Genomic DNA, 19,469 nt, shown 5'->3' with positions numbered 1-19,469 from the left:
AACTTTAATCTAGAGGAATAATGGGAGGATATACAATCATGAACATTGACGGCATAGAAATAAAAGGCGTGACTTCGGATTCTAGACAGGTTAAAAAGGGTTATATTTTTGTGGCGATCACTGGGGAGAAGGAAGATGGGAATAACTTCATACATGAGGCTGTACAAAAAGGAGCCGTTATGATTTATACGGAAAATGATGTACACATTAAAGACTGTATCGTAAAAAAGGTACCAGATTGTCGGAAGGAGTTAGGGAATCTGTGCAATCAATTCTACGGATATCCCTCTGACAAGCTATTAGTTATTGGTGTTACAGGAACCAATGGGAAGACCACAACAACGAATTTAATATATCATATTTTGAAAGAATCTGGAAAGAAAGCTGGGCTTATTGGAACTTTATTCATAAAAATAGGTACGAAACAATATGCTTCAAAATTGACCACGCCCTGCACGGAGGATATTTATTATTATTTAAATCAGATGGTAGAAGAAGGTGTAACAGTTGCGGTTCTTGAAGTTTCTTCCCATGGATTAAAAAATAATAGAGTTCATGGTATTGACTTCGATATCGCAATCCATACCAACATTAATTGGGATCACTTGAATTTTCATAAGAATATCAATGATTATGTAAATTCTAAGAAAAAATTATTTGATAGCCTTTCGGAAGGAAAAGTGGCTCTAATCAATCATGACGATCAATATGGTATAAAAATGTTGGAGGGAAAAAAAGAAATCCTTGCGATTACTTACGGTTTAAGCTCTAAATCAACTGTTACAGCTTCTAGTATTGATTTTGGTTTTACAACCTCCTTTACTTATTGCCTGCAAAGAGGGATCACGACCTTAGAGGGTGTAGAAATAGAAGCCTTTGAATATCCCGTTACATCGAATTTAATAGGAAATCATAATATTTATAATGCGTTATTAGCCATTAGTACCTGTCTGCTATTGAATATTCCAATAGATAAAATTGTGCAATCTATAAAAAATTATCCCGCTGTTCAACGACGAATGCAGATCATCTATCGCGATAAGTTTACGGTGATAGACGATTACTGCCATAATCCATCCAGCTATGAGGCTGTATTCAATGCCATACAGAATCTACAGTATAATAATCTACATATAGTCAATGGCATTCGAGGAAACAGAGGGGTCCATATCAATAAAAAAAATGCAGAGGTATTAAAGCAGTGGTACGACATTTTGAATATAAAAAAACTTGTGATTACAGATAGTACAGATTTTATAGATCCTATGAACAGTGCTTTAGAGGAAGAAAAAAATATTTGTTTTGAAGTATTCAATAGCTCTGCCATCCCCTTTCAATATGAACGAAATTTAAGAGATGCCATAGAGGAAGGCATCCGAGATTTAAGGCAGGGAGATATTCTGTTGCTATTGGGAGCACAATCTATGGATAAAGGGAAGCAACTATTTTTTGAGATCATTAAGGCTCCAGAAGATGCTCCTACCCATAATCAAATGCTGTTTTATTCTGAGGAGATGGATTACTCCCAGAAAAAGTTCCATTAATTTTGTTAAAGAAAACATAATTTAATGCCACTCTGAATAAATATGTCTATAGATTAGTCTTGAAAGGCTATAAACATAAGAATAGAAGGGGGAGTGGAGTAAGATGACCTTAGATCATCTTATGGAAACAAATGTTGTAACAATCGTTGGAAAAATTAGTGGTGAGAAGAAGTTCAGCCATGAAATTTATGGAGAGGGATTTTACGTATATAATATGGAAATACCTCGACTCAGTGAAACAGTAGACAATCTACCTTTAACAATATCAGAGCGATTGTTGGTTGGATTGGATTTAAAAGATCAAGATATGATTAAGGTAGAGGGGCAGCTAAGGTCCTATAATAAATTTATTGATGGTAGCAATCGTCTCGTATTAACCATATTTGCTAGAGATATTATGCCGTTCGATGGAGAAGAGGATTTAAAAAATCCAAATGAAATATTTTTGGAAGGATATATTTGCAAATCTCCAGTATATAGAGAAACGCCTTTTGGCAGAGAGATTACAGATATCTTAGTTGCTGTAAATAGGCTATATAATAAATCGGACTATATTCCAGCCATTGCATGGGGAAGAAACGCAAGGTTTTCATCGAATTTAAATATTGGCGATAAGATACGGATATGGGGCCGCATACAAAGTCGGAAATATCAAAAAAAATTCAATGATGGCAATGTAGTAAATAAAGTTGCCTACGAGGTTTCTATTTCCAAGATGGAAAAAGTAAACAGTGAAGATGAGAATAAAACAGAAGAACACACGGACCTCTAAAGAGGGGTGTGTTCTTTGAATGTTAAAGTTTAAGCCTTCCTTTGAGATAGAATTTGCTTTATTTCCTTCAATAAGATGATGATTTTGTTGAGAGAATATTGTAAAGATATCAATATAATAAATAATATAATCATGGGAACAAAAAAATCCTTCATGAGCGACCTCCTAATCCATCGTTATCCTACATCAATTATACACTTTTTAGGGGCAATTTTGTATGTGCAATGAAATATTTATTCGTTAAAAAATCCGTTGATCCGACATTATTTAAAAACTATGATGAAAAAAACAGAAGAATATTTGACAATGATTTTTATTTCAATTAAAATATTAATAATATATTCTTAATTGGAGGGAATCAAGATGGACATAGATAAAAAAGTATGGGAAGTACTTTGTTCAGAAGAAGACATTGCAGCTAGACTTACAGCCTTAGGAAAAGAAATTTCAGATGAATATAGAGATAAGAAATTATATGTGATATCTTTATTGAGAGGAAGCTTTGTTTTTACTGCAGATTTGGTTAGAAAACTAGATATTCCTGTTAAAATAGATTTTATGACAACATCTAGCTATGGACATGATACAGAGTCCAGTGGAACTGTACAAATCGTTACAGATATTAAAGAAAACCTAGAAGACTACCACGTCCTTGTCGTAGATGATATTACAGACTCTGGATTGACAATGAAATTTGTAATGGACCATTTAAAAACGAAGAATCCACAAAGTGTAAAATCATGTGTGCTATTGGATAAGCCAGAGCGTAGAAAAGTGGAGATTGTTCCAGATTATGTTGGATTTACTATTCCAGATAAATTTGTTGTTGGTTACGGATTAAACTATGGAGATTACTACCGTAATATTCCTTACGTTTTTGTTGTAACCGATCAAGACCGATAGAATAAATAAAGCACTTCTTTTAAGAAGTGCTTTATTTTAAGCACTTGAATTCTAAGCTTTATTTAGAATTCAAGTGCGTCATAAAGTTTGTGAGTTAGAGCGAACAAATTTTATTTTAATAGTTTAGAAGGGAGGCGAACCATTTTATGGTAAACCACAAAAAGCTTATGGTACTGGATGCCAACTTGTTATACCTCATTGGCGCACTGATATTTTGGACGATTGGTTCCTATGTTCAAAGCACTCATCTTTTAGGAGGATTGCTGATTACTCAGTATGTATTAATTCTTCTTCCGCCTGTGATCTATGCTAAAGTAAAAAATGTGAGCATTAAGGAAACCTTTAGGCTAAATAAAATCAGCTTCAAACATGGCGTCATCGTTGTGATGATCACTATTTTAACCTACCCTGTGGCTGTATTTACAAATGCTCTGATTATGACCATTATGAGTCTTATGGGGAATTTAAATATCCCTGCTTTACCTACAGCTTCAACGGGGAGTGAATATTTAATCCATATGCTTATCATTTCTGTATCGGCAGGTATTTGTGAAGAAATGTTTTTTAGAGGGTTTGTACTTTCTGGCTATGAGCGACTAGGAAGGAGAAAAGCCATCGTTTTATCGGCAATTTTATTCGGTGTTTTCCACTTTAATTTATATAACTTAATGGGGCCCATGATGCTGGGTTTGGTTTTTGGGTATTTGGTTATAGAAACGGATTCTATTTTTGCCGGAATGATTGGCCATATGACCAATAATGGATTTGCTGTAACCTTAGGTTTTTTAGCAAATGCAGCCTCTAAAATGGTAGGTGATATTGAAGCTGGCGGTGAAGTTGCTGCTGGAGTTTCTACAACGGCAGTAATGATAGGAACTACGATATTGTTCGGGATTATTTCCGTGATCACTTTATTTATTGCTTATCGACTGGTTAAGGTTATACGAAAAGATAGGGGCACTATGAGAATACAGGAAGACGAGGCACAGCCGCACGTTAGAAAATCGGAGTTTATTCCATTGATCATTCCTGCATGTTTATTTATTTTAGTGGCTGTACTTCAGATCAGAGAAATTATTTCTTTAGGTTAATCTATCAAAAGAGCAATCCTTTGGGGTTGTTTTTTTATTGCCCAAATATAAGTAATGGGGAAGGAAAGAATTTTATTCGGTGTAAATTTTTAAGAAATAAACCATACTATAATCATTAGATCGTATAAAGGAATCTATGAAGGAGGAAATGATATGGAGACTAGACTGATGATCATTGCGATTACACCGATTATTGCTTTGGCAATGGGCATATATTTAGTAGATCGATACGATCGGGAACCATGGTGGCTTTTAATTCGTGTTTTTGGGCTAGGGGCTTTTTCTGTAATCCCCATTCTATTTTTGCAGAGATTTTTGATTTCTATAGATTTGTTTTCCGGGATATTTTCCATTGCATATCAATCATTCATCGTAGCGGGATTAACAGAAGAGTTTTTTAAAAGAGCAGCAGTGGTCTATGGCGTATATAACAACAAACATTTTAATGAAAAGTTAGATGGGATTGTATACTGTGTATTTTCTGCCCTAGGCTTTGCTACAGTAGAAAATATTATGTATGTGGTTTTCAGATACACAGGAAACTATTCCGTTGGTATCATGCGGGGGATTTTATCCGTGCCTGCCCATATGCTCTTTGGTATTACCATGGGATATTATTTATCCCTAAGTAAATACACGAGAGAGTCTTCCTTAAGCTCACAATATTATAAAAAATCCTTAATCGTTCCAGTGCTGTTACATGGTCTATTTAATTTTATATTAATGGCAAAGATTCCAGCCTTGATGGTATTTTTTATTCCGTATGTCATTTATTTGTGGATTACAAACTTAAAAAAGTTAAATCAGTACACAAGAGATAGTAAAGATCTCTTTAATAGAATAGAGGACAGAAAAGAGTGATTACTTTTTCTGTCCTGCTATAATTTTTACCATATCTTCTACTGTAGCATCTGTGGATATTTCAAAAGTTCCAGATTTCAATCGTACTGCCAGATTCAATCTTTCTGCAGCTTGGATAAAATCGTTCGTATTTTGGATCAATCCATTTTCTTTAAGAATGTTTGCAACGCCTGTTCCAGGAGTCCCATTGGGAACTGTAATCGTTTTTACTTCTGCAACAACTGGCGGCTTCTCTTCAGCGACCGTATTTTCTTTGGGTGCATTTTCTGTATTTTCAGAATCAATTGCATTTTCATCTTCTTTATTTTCATTTGAAGAATTCTCTTCTTCTGAACCCTGAGGATCATCAGTCACCGTAGAATCCTTTTCAGGCTTTTCTTGTTCTATTACTGGAGTATTATTTGCCAATGCGGTATTGGAAGAATTGTCAAACCAGCTTCCAAGGTTCCAAGAAATTGCAAAAAACATGATACCCGCTACAAATAGGGCAAGGAACATATCGGAATAATCGTGAAAAAAATCCTTTAACCTCTCCATTTGAATCAACTCCTTATGAGATCATATATTTTAGGATACCATAAAGAGAAGGAATCATCAACATTGACATGAAAATGTAATAATTATAAGGTATTATAATGACCTACATAAATTCCATACAACATCCATTGTTTTAAAGTTGCTTTCCACTGGGTACAGTGATAAAATGGTAAGGAAGTTTATTCATAAGGTGGAGACAGGAGGGCAAACTATGAAGGATGAAATACTCGAATGGGTGAAAACCATTATATTATCCCTAGTGATTGCTTTAATCATTACAACTTTTATAAAGCCAACGATTGTGAAGAATTATTCGATGAGCCCTACTTTGGAGGAAAATGATTTTTTAATTATAAATCGGTTTTTATATAAGAGAAGTCAACCTAAAATGGGAGATATCGTTGTTTTCCAATCCGATTTAAGAACTGAAAACGGAAGCAATAAATTATTGATTAAGCGTGTCATAGGAGTTCCAGGAGATCGAGTGTTCATTAAAGATGGAGATGTATTTGTGAATGATGTTCTTTTAAAGGAAGAATATATTCCAGAGAACTATACCATCGGTGAAGTGGACATAACTGTACCAGAGGGTAAACTCTTTGTTATGGGAGACAATAGAGGAAATAGCTTGGATAGTAGAGATCCTGCTTTAGGCTTGGTGGATTTTGAAAAGGTCATGGGAAAAGCCTTTATAAGATTATTTCCATTGAACAAGATACAACTATTGAAATAAACTTTATTTTTATGCTAAAATTTCTAAAAATGTTTCTAACTGCCGTTAGGAACTTTTTTTGAGAAGAAAAGATTTAATAAAAAAACGGGAAATCGTACAACCTATAGATGGAGTATATTATTTGGAGGTGTGTGTATGAATGTAAAGGATGTAATGACGAACAAAATCTATGCTGCCTTACCAAATGCTTCAATTGCTGAAGTTGCTAAAAAAATGAAAGAATTAAATGTAGGGTCGATTCCAGTGTGTAACCAGCAAAATCAACCTTTGGGTATTATTACAGATAGAGATATTGTTCTACGATGTGTAGCGCAAAACTCGAAAGACAATGCTACTGCAAGTGAAGTAATGTCTAAAGGAATTGTCTCCGTTACACCGGATACTCATATTCATGAAGCTGCTAGAATCATGGGAGAAAACCAAGTAAGAAGATTACCCGTCATTGAAAATGGAAAGATGGTTGGAATGGTTTCCATTGGAGATTTAGCCGTTAGAAATGATTATGAAAATGAAGCAGGAGAAGCATTGAGTAATATCTCTACACCCAGTAGACCAATGATGTAGGTGGAATAGTCCCTGCCTTTGGCAGGGACTATTTTATGAATAAAATAATAGCTTTTTAAATTAAAAGACTTGTTTATAAAAGAGGACTTGAAAATAGAGCGGTAAAATTACTTGTTGGATTGCTATTTCAAATGGGTAAAATATAAGAGATTGTTATATTAAATCTTTGACCCGAATATAATCAATATACTAGTAAAAAACAGAATCAATGAGTAAGTAAATAGGGGGAGTAAATATGGAACAAGAAAAGAATAAAAATTTAATCAAAGTTGATGTAGAAGGTAAAGGGATATTTGAATATGAAAAAGGAATATCTTTGGAGGAAATATCTAAGGACTTTGGTGATACATATGAAAATCAAATCGTAGGTGCCATCGTTGATAATCAGTTAGAAGAATTAGGAGTTATTTTGAGCGAGGATTGTCATGTGCGATTTTTGGAGCAATGTTCTTCCATTGGTGCTCGAATATACCAAAGAAGTTTATCTTTTGTCTTTATAAGAGCCTGTATGGAATTGTTTTCAGGCTGTCAGGTTTCGGTGGAACATTCCTTAAGTAAAGGTTTGTATTGTGAAATTCAATATAAGAGAGATCTTAATGAGGAAGATACCAAACGAATCGAAGAGAGAATGAGAGAAATTATTGCAGAAGATGTGCCGCTGATCAAAAGTAGAGTACCAGTGGATGAGGCCATCGATATATTTAAAGAATACGGACAAAATGGCAAAGTAAATTTAATGAAGTATCGGGATAAGCCCTATATTAATATATATCAGTGCGGTTGGCTGAAAAATTATTTTTATGGCTATATGGTACCATCCACTGGCTACTTAAAGAAATTTTCTTTAAAATATTATAGTCCTGGAATTATCATACAGCTACCGACGAAGGAAGCCAATTGCCAAATACCGGAATTTGAAGAGCAACCCAGACTGTTTAAGATATTTAGAGAAACGGAAAAATGGGCAAAAATTTTAGAAATTGACCATGTGGCAGCTTTAAATGATCTCATTGTAACGAAAAGACAAGGTGAATTCATTCGAATTGCAGAAGCATTGCATGAAAAAAAGATCGCTCAAATTGCAGATACGATTCTAGAAAATATCCATGAGAAAAAATTGATTTTAATAGCAGGACCTTCTTCTTCTGGTAAGACTACATTTGCTAAACGGCTAGAAATTCACCTCAAGGTAAATGGATTGAATCCGGTGTCTATTTCCTTAGATGATTATTTTGTAAATAGAGAGGATACGCCTTTAGATGAAAATGGAGAATTTGATTTTGAATCTTTATATGCAATCGATTTAGATTTATTTAATAAAGACCTAGAAAAGATACTTGCTGGAGAAGAAGTAGAAATTCCAACTTTTAACTTCCATCTAGGAAAGAGAGAATATCGGGGACATAAAATTAAAATTACAGAAGATCAACCTTTGATACTAGAAGGGATTCACTGCCTAAATGATGAACTTACAAAGTCCATTCCAAAAAATAATAAGTTTAGGATCTATATCAGTGCTTTAACACAATTAAATTTAGATGAGCATAATCGAATCCCTACAACGGATACACGATTAATTCGAAGATTAGTAAGGGATAGCAAATTTAGGTCCAACGATGCAAACAGAACTTTATTTCTGTGGCAATCTGTAAGACGGGGAGAAGAGCGAAATATTTTCCCATTCCAAGAGGAAGCAGATGTTATGTTTAACTCCGCATTATTCTATGAATTGTGTGCCCTTAAAAAATATGCAGAACCACTTCTAAGGCAGGTGGATACCACAAGCCCTTATCATGCGGAAGCAAAGCGATTATTAAAGTTTCTTAATTATTTTGTCAATCTAGAAAATGAAGAAGATATACCGAGAACTTCAATATTGAGAGAGTTCATAGCTGGAAGCAGCTTCCATTAAAAAAGTATTGACGAATGAACTTTAATTTTATATATTCAATTTGCAAAGGGATGCAAATGAAGACTTTTGATAGAGGGTGACAAAGTGCAGATTGAACTTGAAAAAATATTAAATCAAAATCGAGAGAAAATTGCTTTCGGAAACCTGCCGACATATATTCCAGAGCTCACTAGAGCTAATAAAGATGCATTGGGCATCTATATTAGCCAATTGGATGGCTCTGAATTTAAGGCAGGAGATTATGATTATAAGTTTACCATTCAAAGTATATCAAAAGTGATTACTTTGATCATGGCTTTAGAGGATTGGGGCGCAGAATATATTTTTGAATGTGTAGGGAAGGAACCTACAGGAGACGCTTTTAACTCCATGATGAAGCTAGAAATTGTTCGACCTTCCAAACCATTTAATCCGATGATTAACGCAGGAGCCATTGCTGTGACATCTAAGATTAAAGGTAAATCACCGGAAGAGAGAATACAGCGTATTATGGATTTTTTCAAGCTGGTAACTGGAAATCCAGATTTGAAAGTGAATGAATCCATCTATATGTCGGAGAAATCCACTGGAGATCGGAATAGAGCCATGGCTTACTTTATGAAGGATGTCGGTGTGATCACAGGAGATGTTGAAGAAAATCTAGATTTATACTTTAAACAATGTTCCATTGAGGTTACATGCAAAGATATTGCGCGAATTGGTTTGTTTCTAAGTAGCGATGGAGTCCTTCTGGAAACAGGAAAGCAGATTATAAATCCCAAGCATAGTAAAATTGCAAAGGCGTTGATGACCACCTGTGGCATGTATAATGCATCGGGAGAATTTGCCATCAATGTTGGCATTCCTGCTAAAAGTGGTGTAGGTGGCGGTATTATGGCTGTTGTACCTGGAAAGATGGGTATTGGTGTTATTGGACCTTCTCTGGATGAAAAAGGGAATAGTATCGCAGGTGTTGGTGTGTTAGAACAGCTTTCAAAAATGCTAGAACTGAGTATCTTTTAGATTTTCAGATAAAAATAAAAAGAAGACATGGTGCCATGTCTTCTTTTATTCCGATTTAAGTAAGTAATTTTAGGGGAAAATTACCATACTTCATTTAATATATTGATATATTAAAAGGGGAGTGGGAAAATAGTATTGATATTACAATAAGAATAATTTATCACTTGATATGACTAAAATCAACAAAAAAAATCAATTATTACGATTAGTTAAGAATTCTCGTGGAAATACGACATAATTATGGCTGAATAATATTTCTCCAACTATTCCATAATAAGGATGTGGAGGGATATCGATGAAAAAGAAAGAATTGAAAAAATTTGCAGACGAATTTACACCGGACATGATGATGAAATACGAGATTGCCGAAGAATTAGGATTAATTGATAAAGTAAAGAAATACGGATGGGGTGGACTTACTGCTAAGGAAACTGGAAGAATTGGCGGTATCATGACCTCTAGAAAAAAAGAAAATAAAAAGGGGCGTACTAAATGACAGAGCAATATGGAGGCTTTGCCTATATCTATGATCGTCTAATGGAAGATGTTGACTATGGAGCATGGGCAAACTACGTGGAAGAATTAATGACGAATGACAATAGGAAACCTAAGAAAATACTAGAACTAGCATGTGGTACTGGGAATATTACCATACCTCTTGCAAATAAAGGGTATCGTCTGACTGGGGTAGATATATCGGAAGATATGTTGATGGTAGCCAAGAATAAAGCCATCGATAGCAATCAAAATGTATTGTTTATACAGCAAGATATGGTTGAGCTAGAGTTTGATGAAAAGTTTGATTGTGTTCTAGCCATGTGTGATGGCATTAATTATATTACAGAGGAAATAGATTTAGACAAAGTTTTTCATAATGTATATGAGGTCTTAGAGAAGGATGGGCTTTTTATTTTTGATATCAGTTCTTACTATAAGCTGAAACATATATTGGGTGACAACACCTTCGGAGAAAATTTGGAGGATCTTTGTTACTTGTGGGAAAATTATTTTAACGAAGACGAGCGTATCATAGAGATGAACTTAACTTTTTTTATTCAAGAAGGAAGCCTGTATAGAAAAGAAGAAGAATATCATATTCAAAGAGCATATGAAATCGATGAAATTATGAATCTATTGAATCGAAACTTTAAAGAAATTCGTGTATTAGACGGATTTAGTTTAGATGCACCTAAAAACAATAGTGAACGTGTTTTTTTTATTGCAAAAAAGTCTGAATAAACATGAAAAATAGTGTCAAGAATATCCTATAATGAATGTTGAAGGTCTATTTTAGAGGATGGATAAAATATTGACATAAAATTTGCACTATGATAGACTAAAAAAGAATAAGGGTAGACAAGCCTAGGTTCAATACTGTTTTAGGAGGAGTTTTTATGGAAAAAGGTACAGTTAAATGGTTTAATTCAGAAAAAGGTTATGGATTTATTTCAAGAGAAAATGGTGACGATGTATTCGTACACTATTCAGCAATCACTATGGATGGATTCAAGACATTAGAAGAAGGACAAGCCGTTAATTTTGAAATCGTTCAAGGTGATAAAGGACCTCAAGCTACGAACGTAACAAGAGGATAGTTCAATCGTTTTCATCAGCATTAGATGGGGGTATGTAATCTACAATCGTTAGAAGCCAATTGGTTTACATAGATGTTTAGATTAGTACTTTTGTATCATGGTGAAATAATGAAATCAAAAAGAACTAGTGATATTTAAAAAATACCGCTGGTTCTTTCTTTTCGTTGATTGAGCTTAAACAATTATTCCGTTCCGTTTCTCACGTATGTCTATTCTATATTGCTACGCCATTCCTTTAATATGAGGGTTCGAGAATTCTGTAATATAGCAGGATCATTTTCTGCCATTTCTTTAGCTTCTTCATAGGAGTTTGCCCGATAGATTACAAGACCACCACTATGATCTGTAAAGGGTCCTTTGGCGAAAATTTTTCCTTCCTCTATGAGCCTTTGAAGATATGCCTTATGGATATCTAATATTTCGTTATCCTTCTTTGGGTCAATCATCTCTAATATGGCAGCATATAAAATCATTGAACCACTCCTTTTAATATTTTTAAAAGATTAAATATTCCTTATTTAATATTATACATATAATCTTGCAAATGAACATGGATATTGACCGATATTTTTCTCCAATTCGGGTAAAAATATAGAAGTCTTTATTTAAAATATGTTTTATGTTATGATGTTTTTTAGACGCTTAAAGAAGTTCTTTATAAACTTTGAAAAATCAACAATTTATAAGAGGTGAATTCTATGAAAAATACAGTAATTAGAGGAACTGCTGCCTCTAATCAAATAAGGGTATTTGTTGCCAATACAACAGAAATGGTAGCAAAGGCTCAAGAATTGCAAATGGCTACACCAGTGGCCATCGCTGCTTTAGGTAGAACGCTTACAGCGACATCGATGATGGGGTTAATGTCAAAATCAGAGAAAGAAAAAATAACAGTGAATATCAACGGTGGAGGTCCTTTGGGACCGATTGTTGTGGTTGGAAACTCTAAAGGAATTGTAAAGGGCTATGTTTCCCATCCGCATGTAGAAGGAAGTAATTTGTATCCAGGAAAATTAGATGTAGGAAGTGCTGTTGGAACAGACGGAACGATTACTGTGGTTAAGGATTTAGGATTAAAAGAGCCTTATATCGGTACTTATCCTTTGAGTACAGGAGAAATCGCTGAAGATTTTGCTGCATACTTTGCATTTTCTGAACAACAACCATCTGGAATCGCTCTTGGTGTATTGGTGGATGTGGACTATACCATCAAAGCAGCTGGTGGATATATCATTCAAGTATTACCGAATATAGAGGAAGAGACATTAACAAAACTAGAAAGTAAATTATCTACCTTAGAGCCGATTACATCTATCATCGATAGAATACAAGATCCAGAGGAAATCTTGAATCATATTTTAGGTGAATTTGAACCAGTTATTTTAGAGACATACGATGTAGATTTTGTATGTGATTGCAGTGAGGAGCGATTAGAGCAGGTACTAATCAGTATCGGTGAAAAAGAATTAACGGAAATCATAGAGGAAGATAAGCAAGCAGAGTTGGTATGTCACTTCTGTAATAAGAAATATCATTTTGATGAAGAACATTTAAATAAGCTACGTAGTGAAATTCTAAATAAAAATAATAATATATAAGCAAAAAAGAGAAATCGTAAGTAAAGATAACATAATACGGAAAAAACAAGAAAATTAATGGAAAGTTGAGTTTGTAATGAATGGCAAAATGTGTTATACTTAGTTTTGTCATTGCATTGGGCGCATAGCTCAGCTGGGAGAGCACCTGCCTTACAAGCAGGGGGTCACAGGTTCGAGCCCTGTTGCGCCCACCAGCCCAGATAGCTCAGTCGGTAGAGCAGGGGACTGAAAATCCCCGTGTCGGTGGTTCGATTCCGCCTCTGGGCACCAAAATAATGCAGTGCGATTGCTATGGCGGCATAGCCAAGTGGTAAGGCAGAGGTCTGCAAAACCTTTATCCCCAGTTCAAATCTGGGTGTCGCCTCCAAACAAATACAGGTTTTGGGACTTTCCTAAGATGTAAAATCTTTAAAAGACCCATTTGAAAATGACAAAAAAAGCAGCTAATTCTTGATAGAATGGCTGCTTTTTTTTATTTATGTTATTCTACTGCTTGATTAAACAACAATTAAGAAAATATGGTATAATTTTCTTAATTGATAACTCAGGACAGATAAATTATAAGATATAAAAATGGTAATTATGAGGGGAACACGTGATGAAAAGAAAGTCTATTGTTGTAATTGGAGTACTGGTTTCGATTTGTATATTATTGCATTCTATGCCGGCTTTAGCATTAAGAACAAGTATATTTTTTCATGGTTTTCCAATAGCGGCATTTACAACAGAAATACAAGAATATGAACCCTATAGTCCGCTCGATAAGAAGTTGCTCCAGGAAGAAAATACGAAGCTCTATAGACTTACTCCGCCTCCTGTAGAAAAATCCACCAAGGGTCATCTATACACTTGGAAGGTAAGTAAAAAAGTTTTTATATATGTTGCAAGTTATTATGGCGAAGGGTAATGGAATGGGATGTTTTCTATTTAAGGTATAGTAGCTGGTAAACAAAATGTTTTGCTTAATATCGTATTATTCAGAAATGAATTTACGGTATTTTTTATTCTAAGCATAAGATCAATGTGTAATATAAATATTGTGCAACATCACTATTAAAATGTAAAATACGAATAATGCTCGTTGAACCCCGAATCATACGGTGCTGAAAATTAGAATTTTATTACATTAGCATGGAAAATATGGTATAATTTTCTTGTCGTGTTCGATAGGCTGGATAAAAATGTTTAATGAAAATTTAAAACATTTGAGAAAATTAAGGACAGGGGGAATGACCATGAAGTTTAAAATAGGAGATATGAAAGCGAAGAATATTGTTAACAACATTTTAATAACTGGATTATTATACTTTATAATCTTTATATTACACAAATACAGTTTTTCTTTGGCTGTATCAAAAATGCAACAAACCTCTATAAATCCAGACTCTATGGTAATTCAATTTAATCGTTTTATGGCAAAAATTCACACTATTAGCACATATATTGTAGGATTTGTTTCATTTAAATTATCATGTGAAGTGCTATATAAGTTATTAAGAGCATGTGAAATTATTATTGAAAAATATGACAATAAATAAACTTTAGGAACATACCAAGAGGCTAGATATCTTTTTATTTGTAATAAATAAGATTAGAAGAAGTATGCCTAACATATGAGAGGGGATTACAAAAACTCATGGGATCAATAAATATTACGTCATCAATGGCTGTATCTATAGCTTTAATATATGAAGTTATGGGGTTCGCCTTAAAGGTACTCGGTATATATACTATGATATTAATGATAAAAGCGCTAAAGATATATATAAATAAAAATTACCAGTAATTAAAAATAGGTGTTTTATTTTATGTGGCATTACAAATATTACCTACATCTAATGAAGATCATGGCACCTAACCGTTATATAGTATGCTGATGGAAAAATAAAAATTATAGGGGTGAGATAATGGACAGATCCATTGATAACATGCTTGAAAATATTTTTGGTGGTGTATACCTTCAGCTAAATATAATTATAGGGATACTGCTAATAATAGTTGGAGCTGTTAGTTTAATTTCATTAAAAGGTCAAAAAAGAAAATGGAGGACAAGAATTGCATGGGCTAGTATTTGCATTGGCTGCTTGGGAACCTTGAATGCAATTATTCAGTTAAGATTAAGTTAATTATAAAAATCAAGAGCTGACTAAAATACTGGTCTTCTGTCAAGAAAACGGACAATAAAAACTTGATATATTCTTGAATCGTCTAACCAACATATTTATCCTCGAAATCATATGGTGAAGACATCTCGCAATAACTGTGAATTCTCTTTGTATTGTAAAATGCTTCGACATATTCAAAAATAAGTTCTTGGGCATGACTAATATGCCTTATGACGAATCTGTTGAGCCATTCTCTTTTTATTAGAGCATGAAAAGACTCAATTACAGCATTGTCCCAAGGGGTTCCCTTTTTTGAATAGCTTCGAATAAATTTGCCTGCTGGTGTTGCATCAATATACGCTTTTGATACATATTGCACACCTCTGTCACTGTGAATAATTATCGGAGTATCTAATTTCCTAGATGATTTCGCTTTGTTAATGGCTCTTAGTACTCCTTCTACACAAAGGGTATCTGAGAGGTGCCAGCCTATAACTCTTCGTGAGAATAGATCCATTACTGTTGTTAAGTAAACGAACCCGCTTACTGTCCATACATAGGTAATGTCTGTTACCCAAACGGTGTTAGGTGCGTTAGGTGAAAAATTTCTATCTAGAATATTTTTAAGTTTATTATCAAAATCTGGATCAATTGTCGTCCTTTTGTATGGACTTACCCAGATTGCCTTAATTCCTAGCTCACGCATGTAGTTTCCAACAGTTTTCTCTGCGATAACGTAACCTCTGCTTCGCAGTATAGATGTAATTTTGGGTGCTCCATATATTTGTTTGGATTCATTGTAAATCTCTATAATTTCTTGTTTAATCTGCTGTTTTCTAATTTTATGATTTGAATCTTGCCTTTTCAAGTAATCATAGTATCCAGAAGATGAAACGCCTAGCACTTTAAGCACACTGTTAACTGAAATCTGGCGCTTCTTAGATGATTCTTCTACTTCTTTGTAGATTGCTTCAGTTAATCTTTGTTCAGTATGCCTATGGCCTTTTTTAGTATTTCAAGTGCATCTTCCTTATCTCTTAGTTCTTTTTTTAGTCTTGCAATTTCTTTTTCTGCATCTGATGAATAATTGCCAGAACCTCTATGATTTACTACACCATCATTCTTCTTGGCATTTTGAATCCAATTATTAAGACCTGTGGTGCTAATTTTTAGATCCTCTGCTGCTTCTTTGATTGATTTGCCAGATGAATAATAATAATTAACTGCATCTTGTTTAAACTCTGCGCTGTACTGTTTTTTAGTTCCCATAGTAATCTCTCCTTGTCTGATACACTTATTATATCAAATTCAAGGACATATCACGTTTAAGTTCTACGTTTTTTATTCTACCATCAATACTGTATTATTCAGATGTGAATATATGGTATTTTTTTATTCCAAAGTTTAAGCACGCTATATAATATAAAGATTATGCGACGTAATCATTAAAATTTAAAATACGAATGAGATGCGTTGAGCACCGAATAATATAGTGTTAAAAAATCAAGAATTTACTACAATAATATAGAAAATACGGTAGAATTTTCTTGATATATAAATTATATTAAATATAAAATGCGTTATAAGTTTTTTAAACATATGAGTGGAAACTTGAGAAAGGAGAGGTGATAATGTTTTATACTTTGGCTACGATTTCAGGAGTTTTGGTGATACTGTACGGGCTGATTTTATTAACTAGAAGAAAATTTATGGTGAAGCGAGGGTACTTAAATATATTTATATTTTTTATGAGCACATTAAATCCTACTATAAAGCTAATGGAGATGGGCTATGGATTTCCACTTCTATTTATTGGTATTTTACTTATCTTTGCATTAGTTATTATAATATCTAGAGGAAGGTATACCTTAACTAATATTAATGAAAAAATGGTATCCTCCACACTTATAGATATTTTAGAGGAAAAAAATTTATCTTATGAAGATAAAAATACTGTGATCTTAGAAGATTATGATAGTAAACAAATATCCTATAGACAATCATTAAATTCAGTAGAAATTAATTTAACAGAAATCCTAACGCTACCTTTTTATAAAGAATTAAAAGTAGAATTAAGAACTAGAATTAAAGCAATCAACTTAACGGTATTCCCTACTTTAGGATGTTCATTAATAATATTAGGAGCAATATTTTTAATGATACTACAATATTTATAAAAAAGATCAGCTTGATAGGTTCAATAAGTTATCTTTTATCAATGACACGGTATCTTTTAAAGTGAACATCTAAAAAATAAAATATTCTACTCAATCGGTAATAGCCAGAAATGAATTTTACGGTGTTTAAAATAGAAATCTTCTCCAACGATGCAAGAAATATGGTATAATTTTCTTGTGTGATAAGTTAGATTAGCAATGAATCGCGTATCCTTTAATAAAGAATATAATTAATTTAATACAAATAGGAGTGTGATATCATGGATATTAATCTCATGGATCGAAAAATGATTAAAATACCCTGCGCAAAGTCTGTAAGTATGAGTTTGGGCGACAATTTGCACAGGGATAGATATTCAGTCGCTTTAGATAAATAAATTCATACATATAAAGACTTTGTTTCCTTAATTAAACAATAAACTTAAGGAAGTGAGTTTTGTGAAATATGTAAGAATTGATAGAATATTACCAGATCATTTAGTTAAAGAAATTCAAAAGTATATTCAAGGTGAATATGTGTACATCCCTTCCCCTCCTGAAAAGAGAAAAAGATGGGGTGAAAAATCTAAAAGTCGAGATTATCTAAAAGTCAGAAATGCAAAGATACTAAACCAATATATAGGTGGGCAATCAATTAGCAATCTAGCGGAAGAATTCTTTCTTTCAGATAGTAGTATTAAGAAAATTATATATAAAAAAGATAAATAAGTTGAAGCTACCACTTTTGTAATGTGTGGTAGCTTTTGTATAAAAGATGATATAGAAATGATTATTCTCTTTCTTAAAAAATGCAGAAGCTTTAAAATGATATTGGAGATGAAATTCATTTGAAAATGAATTTGTAACTCTTCTCGTAGATATTATAATAAAGGAGAGAAGCAAGGTGAATAAAAAAATATCATTAATTCATTCTACAAATTTAGCCCCAGTAGATTATGCTTATGCTGGACGTATACCTTCGGGAATGGATTTATTATTTTTGGCGGGAGCATGCCCCATTAATAAAAACGGAGAAGTACCCAGCTTGAGTGATTATGAGCTTCAGGCAAAACTTTGTGTAGAAAATTTGAAGGAAGCACTGAAGGATTGTGGGGCTACTTTGGAAGATATAGTATATACTAGGGTTCTTGTAGCATCTCACGACCAGTCAGATTTGGTAACGGCATGGGAAGCAATAAGAAAAGAGTTTGGTAATCATGGTGTTCCAAGTACCTTATCTGGAGTTACAGTATTAGGATATACAAATCAATTGGTGGAAATTGAAGCAGTAGCAGCGGTAGAAAACAATACAAAATGATAGAAGTGTAGGAATTTGCTCCGCTCTTATTGGATGTAGCAACGATAAAAATGAATAATTATTTAAAATGCCGTATTATTCAAAAATGAATTTGCGGTATTTTTTATGTCGCATTACAAAATTTAGCGACATCTAATGAAAAAAGTGCGACGTAACTATTAAGGTTAAAAATATGAATAATCTTCTTTGAAAACTGAATAATACGGTACTATAAAATAGAATTTTACTACAATAATGTAAAAAATATGGTATAATCTTCTTGTTGAATAGTAGAAAAATGTGAACAAAGATTATTTACATTTTGTGAGGTGAGGAATTTTGGATTATAATAAAAGCTACTTAGTTATAAGTGTGGGGCTTTGGACAGGTATTGTTGTAGGAATTATAGGAGCTTTAATTGAAATAGGGTTGATTGTATATATAAGCATTATCTTGATGTTGGGTAGCTTAGTGCAAGCATTCATATTCTACAAATGCCCAAACTGTAAAAAGCCTTTCAATATTCGAGGTAAAAAACCGAAGTATTGTCCAGAATGTGGCTGCGCATTAGAATAATTAAGATATGAGCGCTTTCTTAGGACTATAATATGTTGCATATTCTTTTTATAAAGCATAATAACTACAAAACTAAATAATTTTTAAGATACCGTATTATTTAGAAACGAATTTACGGTATTTTTTATGTCGCATTACAAGATTTAAATCTAAGAAGACTGCACCTAATAGTAACCGGTATTAAAAAAATTTTAATTTCGATAACAAATAATTGAGAGTAACA

Annotated in this window: 25 protein-coding genes and 3 tRNA genes; 23 read left to right on the top strand and 5 right to left on the bottom strand. The window is 33.3% G+C overall.

Annotated elements, in window-relative coordinates:
* Positions 1-38 precede the first annotated feature (38 nt).
* Positions 39-1,544 carry a Mur ligase family protein gene (locus CLOS_RS10525; RefSeq protein ID WP_012159863.1) on the top strand — a complete coding sequence of 502 codons (1,506 nt, stop codon included), beginning with the start codon at positions 39-41 and terminating at the stop codon, positions 1,542-1,544.
* A gap of 121 nt (positions 1,545-1,665) precedes the next feature.
* Positions 1,666-2,316 (top strand): single-stranded DNA-binding protein, encoded by a 651-nt coding sequence (locus tag CLOS_RS10520; RefSeq protein ID WP_242649570.1) that lies wholly within the window; start codon positions 1,666-1,668, stop codon positions 2,314-2,316.
* A 29-nt stretch (positions 2,317-2,345) separates the two neighbouring features.
* Here CLOS_RS10520 and CLOS_RS16355 read toward each other — a convergent pair whose 3' ends face one another.
* Complete coding sequence (locus CLOS_RS16355) at positions 2,346-2,471, bottom strand: hypothetical protein (protein WP_278183739.1); 126 nt, start codon at positions 2,469-2,471, stop codon at positions 2,346-2,348.
* Between the two features lie 208 nt (positions 2,472-2,679).
* Here CLOS_RS16355 and hpt point away from each other — a divergent pair, with 208 nt between their 5' ends.
* From hpt to CLOS_RS10505, 3 genes are all read left to right on the top strand, one after another.
* Positions 2,680-3,219, top strand: coding sequence for a hypoxanthine phosphoribosyltransferase (gene hpt, locus CLOS_RS10515; RefSeq protein WP_012159861.1), 540 nt, complete (start codon positions 2,680-2,682; stop codon positions 3,217-3,219).
* 146 nt (positions 3,220-3,365) lie between these two features.
* Positions 3,366-4,310 carry a type II CAAX endopeptidase family protein gene (locus CLOS_RS10510; protein ID WP_012159860.1) on the top strand — a complete coding sequence of 315 codons (945 nt, stop codon included), beginning with the start codon at positions 3,366-3,368 and terminating at the stop codon, positions 4,308-4,310.
* 153 nt (positions 4,311-4,463) lie between these two features.
* On the top strand, positions 4,464-5,171 hold the full coding sequence (locus tag CLOS_RS10505) for a PrsW family intramembrane metalloprotease (RefSeq protein ID WP_012159859.1): 708 nt from the start codon (positions 4,464-4,466) through the stop codon (positions 5,169-5,171).
* On the opposite strand, the gene CLOS_RS10500 is transcribed toward CLOS_RS10505, so the two are convergent.
* Positions 5,172-5,708 carry an MltG/YceG/YrrL family protein gene (locus CLOS_RS10500; protein WP_012159858.1) on the bottom strand — a complete coding sequence of 179 codons (537 nt, stop codon included), beginning with the start codon at positions 5,706-5,708 and terminating at the stop codon, positions 5,172-5,174.
* 211 nt (positions 5,709-5,919) lie between these two features.
* Here CLOS_RS10500 and lepB point away from each other — a divergent pair, with 211 nt between their 5' ends.
* From lepB to CLOS_RS10465, 7 genes are all read left to right on the top strand, one after another.
* On the top strand, positions 5,920-6,441 hold the full coding sequence (lepB, locus tag CLOS_RS10495; protein ID WP_041719258.1) for a signal peptidase I: 522 nt from the start codon (positions 5,920-5,922) through the stop codon (positions 6,439-6,441).
* Between the two features lie 135 nt (positions 6,442-6,576).
* The gene (locus tag CLOS_RS10490) at positions 6,577-7,005 is read left to right on the top strand and encodes a CBS domain-containing protein (RefSeq protein WP_012159856.1); all 429 of its coding nucleotides are present in this window, start codon (positions 6,577-6,579) and stop codon (positions 7,003-7,005) included.
* 235 nt (positions 7,006-7,240) lie between these two features.
* Complete coding sequence (locus CLOS_RS10485) at positions 7,241-8,917, top strand: nucleoside kinase (protein WP_012159855.1); 1,677 nt, start codon at positions 7,241-7,243, stop codon at positions 8,915-8,917.
* 84 nt (positions 8,918-9,001) lie between these two features.
* The gene (gene glsA, locus CLOS_RS10480; protein ID WP_012159854.1) at positions 9,002-9,919 is read left to right on the top strand and encodes a glutaminase A; all 918 of its coding nucleotides are present in this window, start codon (positions 9,002-9,004) and stop codon (positions 9,917-9,919) included.
* Positions 9,920-10,214: 295 nt separating this feature from the next.
* Positions 10,215-10,415: a small, acid-soluble spore protein, alpha/beta type gene (locus tag CLOS_RS10475; RefSeq protein ID WP_012159853.1), complete on the top strand. Its 201-nt coding sequence runs from the start codon at positions 10,215-10,217 to the stop codon at positions 10,413-10,415.
* Positions 10,412-11,158: a class I SAM-dependent DNA methyltransferase gene (locus tag CLOS_RS10470; RefSeq protein WP_012159852.1), complete on the top strand. Its 747-nt coding sequence runs from the start codon at positions 10,412-10,414 to the stop codon at positions 11,156-11,158. The genes CLOS_RS10475 and CLOS_RS10470 overlap by 4 nt, the downstream gene beginning before the upstream one ends.
* Positions 11,159-11,313: 155 nt before the next feature.
* The gene (locus tag CLOS_RS10465) at positions 11,314-11,514 is read left to right on the top strand and encodes a cold-shock protein (protein ID WP_012159851.1); all 201 of its coding nucleotides are present in this window, start codon (positions 11,314-11,316) and stop codon (positions 11,512-11,514) included.
* 209 nt (positions 11,515-11,723) lie between these two features.
* On the opposite strand, the gene CLOS_RS10460 is transcribed toward CLOS_RS10465, so the two are convergent.
* Entirely contained in the window at positions 11,724-11,987 is a 264-nt protein-coding gene (locus CLOS_RS10460) for a YciI family protein (protein ID WP_012159850.1), read from the bottom strand.
* 225 nt (positions 11,988-12,212) lie between these two features.
* Between CLOS_RS10460 and hslO the strand changes: the two genes are divergently transcribed.
* The 7 genes from hslO to CLOS_RS10425 all read left to right on the top strand — a co-directional run bounded on the left by hslO (position 12,213) and on the right by CLOS_RS10425 (position 15,238).
* Positions 12,213-13,112 (top strand): Hsp33 family molecular chaperone HslO, encoded by a 900-nt coding sequence (gene hslO, locus CLOS_RS10455; protein WP_012159849.1) that lies wholly within the window; start codon positions 12,213-12,215, stop codon positions 13,110-13,112.
* A gap of 118 nt (positions 13,113-13,230) precedes the next feature.
* A tRNA-Val gene (locus CLOS_RS10450) sits at positions 13,231-13,306 on the top strand.
* Positions 13,307-13,382, top strand: a tRNA-Phe gene (locus CLOS_RS10445).
* A 23-nt stretch (positions 13,383-13,405) separates the two neighbouring features.
* Positions 13,406-13,479: transfer RNA gene (locus tag CLOS_RS10440), tRNA-Cys, on the top strand.
* 231 nt (positions 13,480-13,710) lie between these two features.
* Entirely contained in the window at positions 13,711-14,019 is a 309-nt protein-coding gene (locus CLOS_RS10435; protein ID WP_041719256.1) for a hypothetical protein, read from the top strand.
* A 328-nt stretch (positions 14,020-14,347) separates the two neighbouring features.
* Entirely contained in the window at positions 14,348-14,650 is a 303-nt protein-coding gene (locus tag CLOS_RS10430) for a hypothetical protein (RefSeq protein WP_041719253.1), read from the top strand.
* A gap of 369 nt (positions 14,651-15,019) precedes the next feature.
* Positions 15,020-15,238 (top strand): hypothetical protein, encoded by a 219-nt coding sequence (locus CLOS_RS10425; RefSeq protein WP_041719251.1) that lies wholly within the window; start codon positions 15,020-15,022, stop codon positions 15,236-15,238.
* An 82-nt stretch (positions 15,239-15,320) separates the two neighbouring features.
* On the opposite strand, the gene CLOS_RS10420 is transcribed toward CLOS_RS10425, so the two are convergent.
* Complete coding sequence (locus CLOS_RS10420) at positions 15,321-16,184, bottom strand: IS3 family transposase (RefSeq protein WP_156774445.1); 864 nt, start codon at positions 16,182-16,184, stop codon at positions 15,321-15,323.
* 8 nt (positions 16,185-16,192) lie between these two features.
* Entirely contained in the window at positions 16,193-16,486 is a 294-nt protein-coding gene (locus tag CLOS_RS10415) for a transposase (protein WP_012159746.1), read from the bottom strand.
* 362 nt (positions 16,487-16,848) lie between these two features.
* Here CLOS_RS10415 and CLOS_RS10410 point away from each other — a divergent pair, with 362 nt between their 5' ends.
* From CLOS_RS10410 to CLOS_RS10395, 4 genes are all read left to right on the top strand, one after another.
* Complete coding sequence (locus tag CLOS_RS10410) at positions 16,849-17,394, top strand: hypothetical protein (RefSeq protein ID WP_012159846.1); 546 nt, start codon at positions 16,849-16,851, stop codon at positions 17,392-17,394.
* Positions 17,395-17,832: 438 nt separating this feature from the next.
* Positions 17,833-18,102: a CD3324 family protein gene (locus CLOS_RS10405; RefSeq protein ID WP_012159845.1), complete on the top strand. Its 270-nt coding sequence runs from the start codon at positions 17,833-17,835 to the stop codon at positions 18,100-18,102.
* Between the two features lie 175 nt (positions 18,103-18,277).
* Positions 18,278-18,691 (top strand): RidA family protein, encoded by a 414-nt coding sequence (locus tag CLOS_RS10400; protein WP_012159844.1) that lies wholly within the window; start codon positions 18,278-18,280, stop codon positions 18,689-18,691.
* A 318-nt stretch (positions 18,692-19,009) separates the two neighbouring features.
* Positions 19,010-19,246: an FYVE zinc finger domain-containing protein gene (locus CLOS_RS10395; RefSeq protein ID WP_041719249.1), complete on the top strand. Its 237-nt coding sequence runs from the start codon at positions 19,010-19,012 to the stop codon at positions 19,244-19,246.
* The last annotated feature ends 223 nt before the right edge of the window (positions 19,247-19,469 follow it).

This window comes from Alkaliphilus oremlandii OhILAs, assembly GCF_000018325.1.
Classification (GTDB): domain Bacteria; phylum Bacillota; class Clostridia; order Peptostreptococcales; family Natronincolaceae; genus Alkaliphilus_B; species Alkaliphilus_B oremlandii.
This window is presented reverse-complemented; position numbering and strand designations above follow the sequence as displayed.

What these genes read in the sequence shown, in the direction of transcription:
- CLOS_RS10525 (WP_012159863.1), top strand. Translation starts at nt 39, where the DNA reads ATGAACATTGACGGCATAGAAATAAAAGGCGTGACTTCGGATTCTAGA.
- CLOS_RS10520 (WP_242649570.1), top strand. Translation starts at nt 1,666, where the DNA reads ATGGAAACAAATGTTGTAACAATCGTTGGAAAAATTAGTGGTGAGAAG.
- CLOS_RS16355 (WP_278183739.1), bottom strand. Translation starts at nt 2,471, where the DNA reads ATGAAGGATTTTTTTGTTCCCATGATTATATTATTTATTATATTGATA.
- hpt (WP_012159861.1), top strand. Translation starts at nt 2,680, where the DNA reads ATGGACATAGATAAAAAAGTATGGGAAGTACTTTGTTCAGAAGAAGAC.
- CLOS_RS10510 (WP_012159860.1), top strand. Translation starts at nt 3,366, where the DNA reads ATGGTAAACCACAAAAAGCTTATGGTACTGGATGCCAACTTGTTATAC.
- CLOS_RS10505 (WP_012159859.1), top strand. Translation starts at nt 4,464, where the DNA reads ATGGAGACTAGACTGATGATCATTGCGATTACACCGATTATTGCTTTG.
- CLOS_RS10500 (WP_012159858.1), bottom strand. Translation starts at nt 5,708, where the DNA reads ATGGAGAGGTTAAAGGATTTTTTTCACGATTATTCCGATATGTTCCTT.
- lepB (WP_041719258.1), top strand. Translation starts at nt 5,920, where the DNA reads ATGAAGGATGAAATACTCGAATGGGTGAAAACCATTATATTATCCCTA.
- CLOS_RS10490 (WP_012159856.1), top strand. Translation starts at nt 6,577, where the DNA reads ATGAATGTAAAGGATGTAATGACGAACAAAATCTATGCTGCCTTACCA.
- CLOS_RS10485 (WP_012159855.1), top strand. Translation starts at nt 7,241, where the DNA reads ATGGAACAAGAAAAGAATAAAAATTTAATCAAAGTTGATGTAGAAGGT.
- CLOS_RS10475 (WP_012159853.1), top strand. Translation starts at nt 10,215, where the DNA reads ATGAAAAAGAAAGAATTGAAAAAATTTGCAGACGAATTTACACCGGAC.
- CLOS_RS10470 (WP_012159852.1), top strand. Translation starts at nt 10,412, where the DNA reads ATGACAGAGCAATATGGAGGCTTTGCCTATATCTATGATCGTCTAATG.
- CLOS_RS10465 (WP_012159851.1), top strand. Translation starts at nt 11,314, where the DNA reads ATGGAAAAAGGTACAGTTAAATGGTTTAATTCAGAAAAAGGTTATGGA.
- CLOS_RS10460 (WP_012159850.1), bottom strand. Translation starts at nt 11,987, where the DNA reads ATGATTTTATATGCTGCCATATTAGAGATGATTGACCCAAAGAAGGAT.
- hslO (WP_012159849.1), top strand. Translation starts at nt 12,213, where the DNA reads ATGAAAAATACAGTAATTAGAGGAACTGCTGCCTCTAATCAAATAAGG.
- CLOS_RS10435 (WP_041719256.1), top strand. Translation starts at nt 13,711, where the DNA reads ATGAAAAGAAAGTCTATTGTTGTAATTGGAGTACTGGTTTCGATTTGT.
- CLOS_RS10430 (WP_041719253.1), top strand. Translation starts at nt 14,348, where the DNA reads ATGAAGTTTAAAATAGGAGATATGAAAGCGAAGAATATTGTTAACAAC.
- CLOS_RS10425 (WP_041719251.1), top strand. Translation starts at nt 15,020, where the DNA reads ATGGACAGATCCATTGATAACATGCTTGAAAATATTTTTGGTGGTGTA.
- CLOS_RS10415 (WP_012159746.1), bottom strand. Translation starts at nt 16,486, where the DNA reads ATGGGAACTAAAAAACAGTACAGCGCAGAGTTTAAACAAGATGCAGTT.
- CLOS_RS10410 (WP_012159846.1), top strand. Translation starts at nt 16,849, where the DNA reads ATGTTTTATACTTTGGCTACGATTTCAGGAGTTTTGGTGATACTGTAC.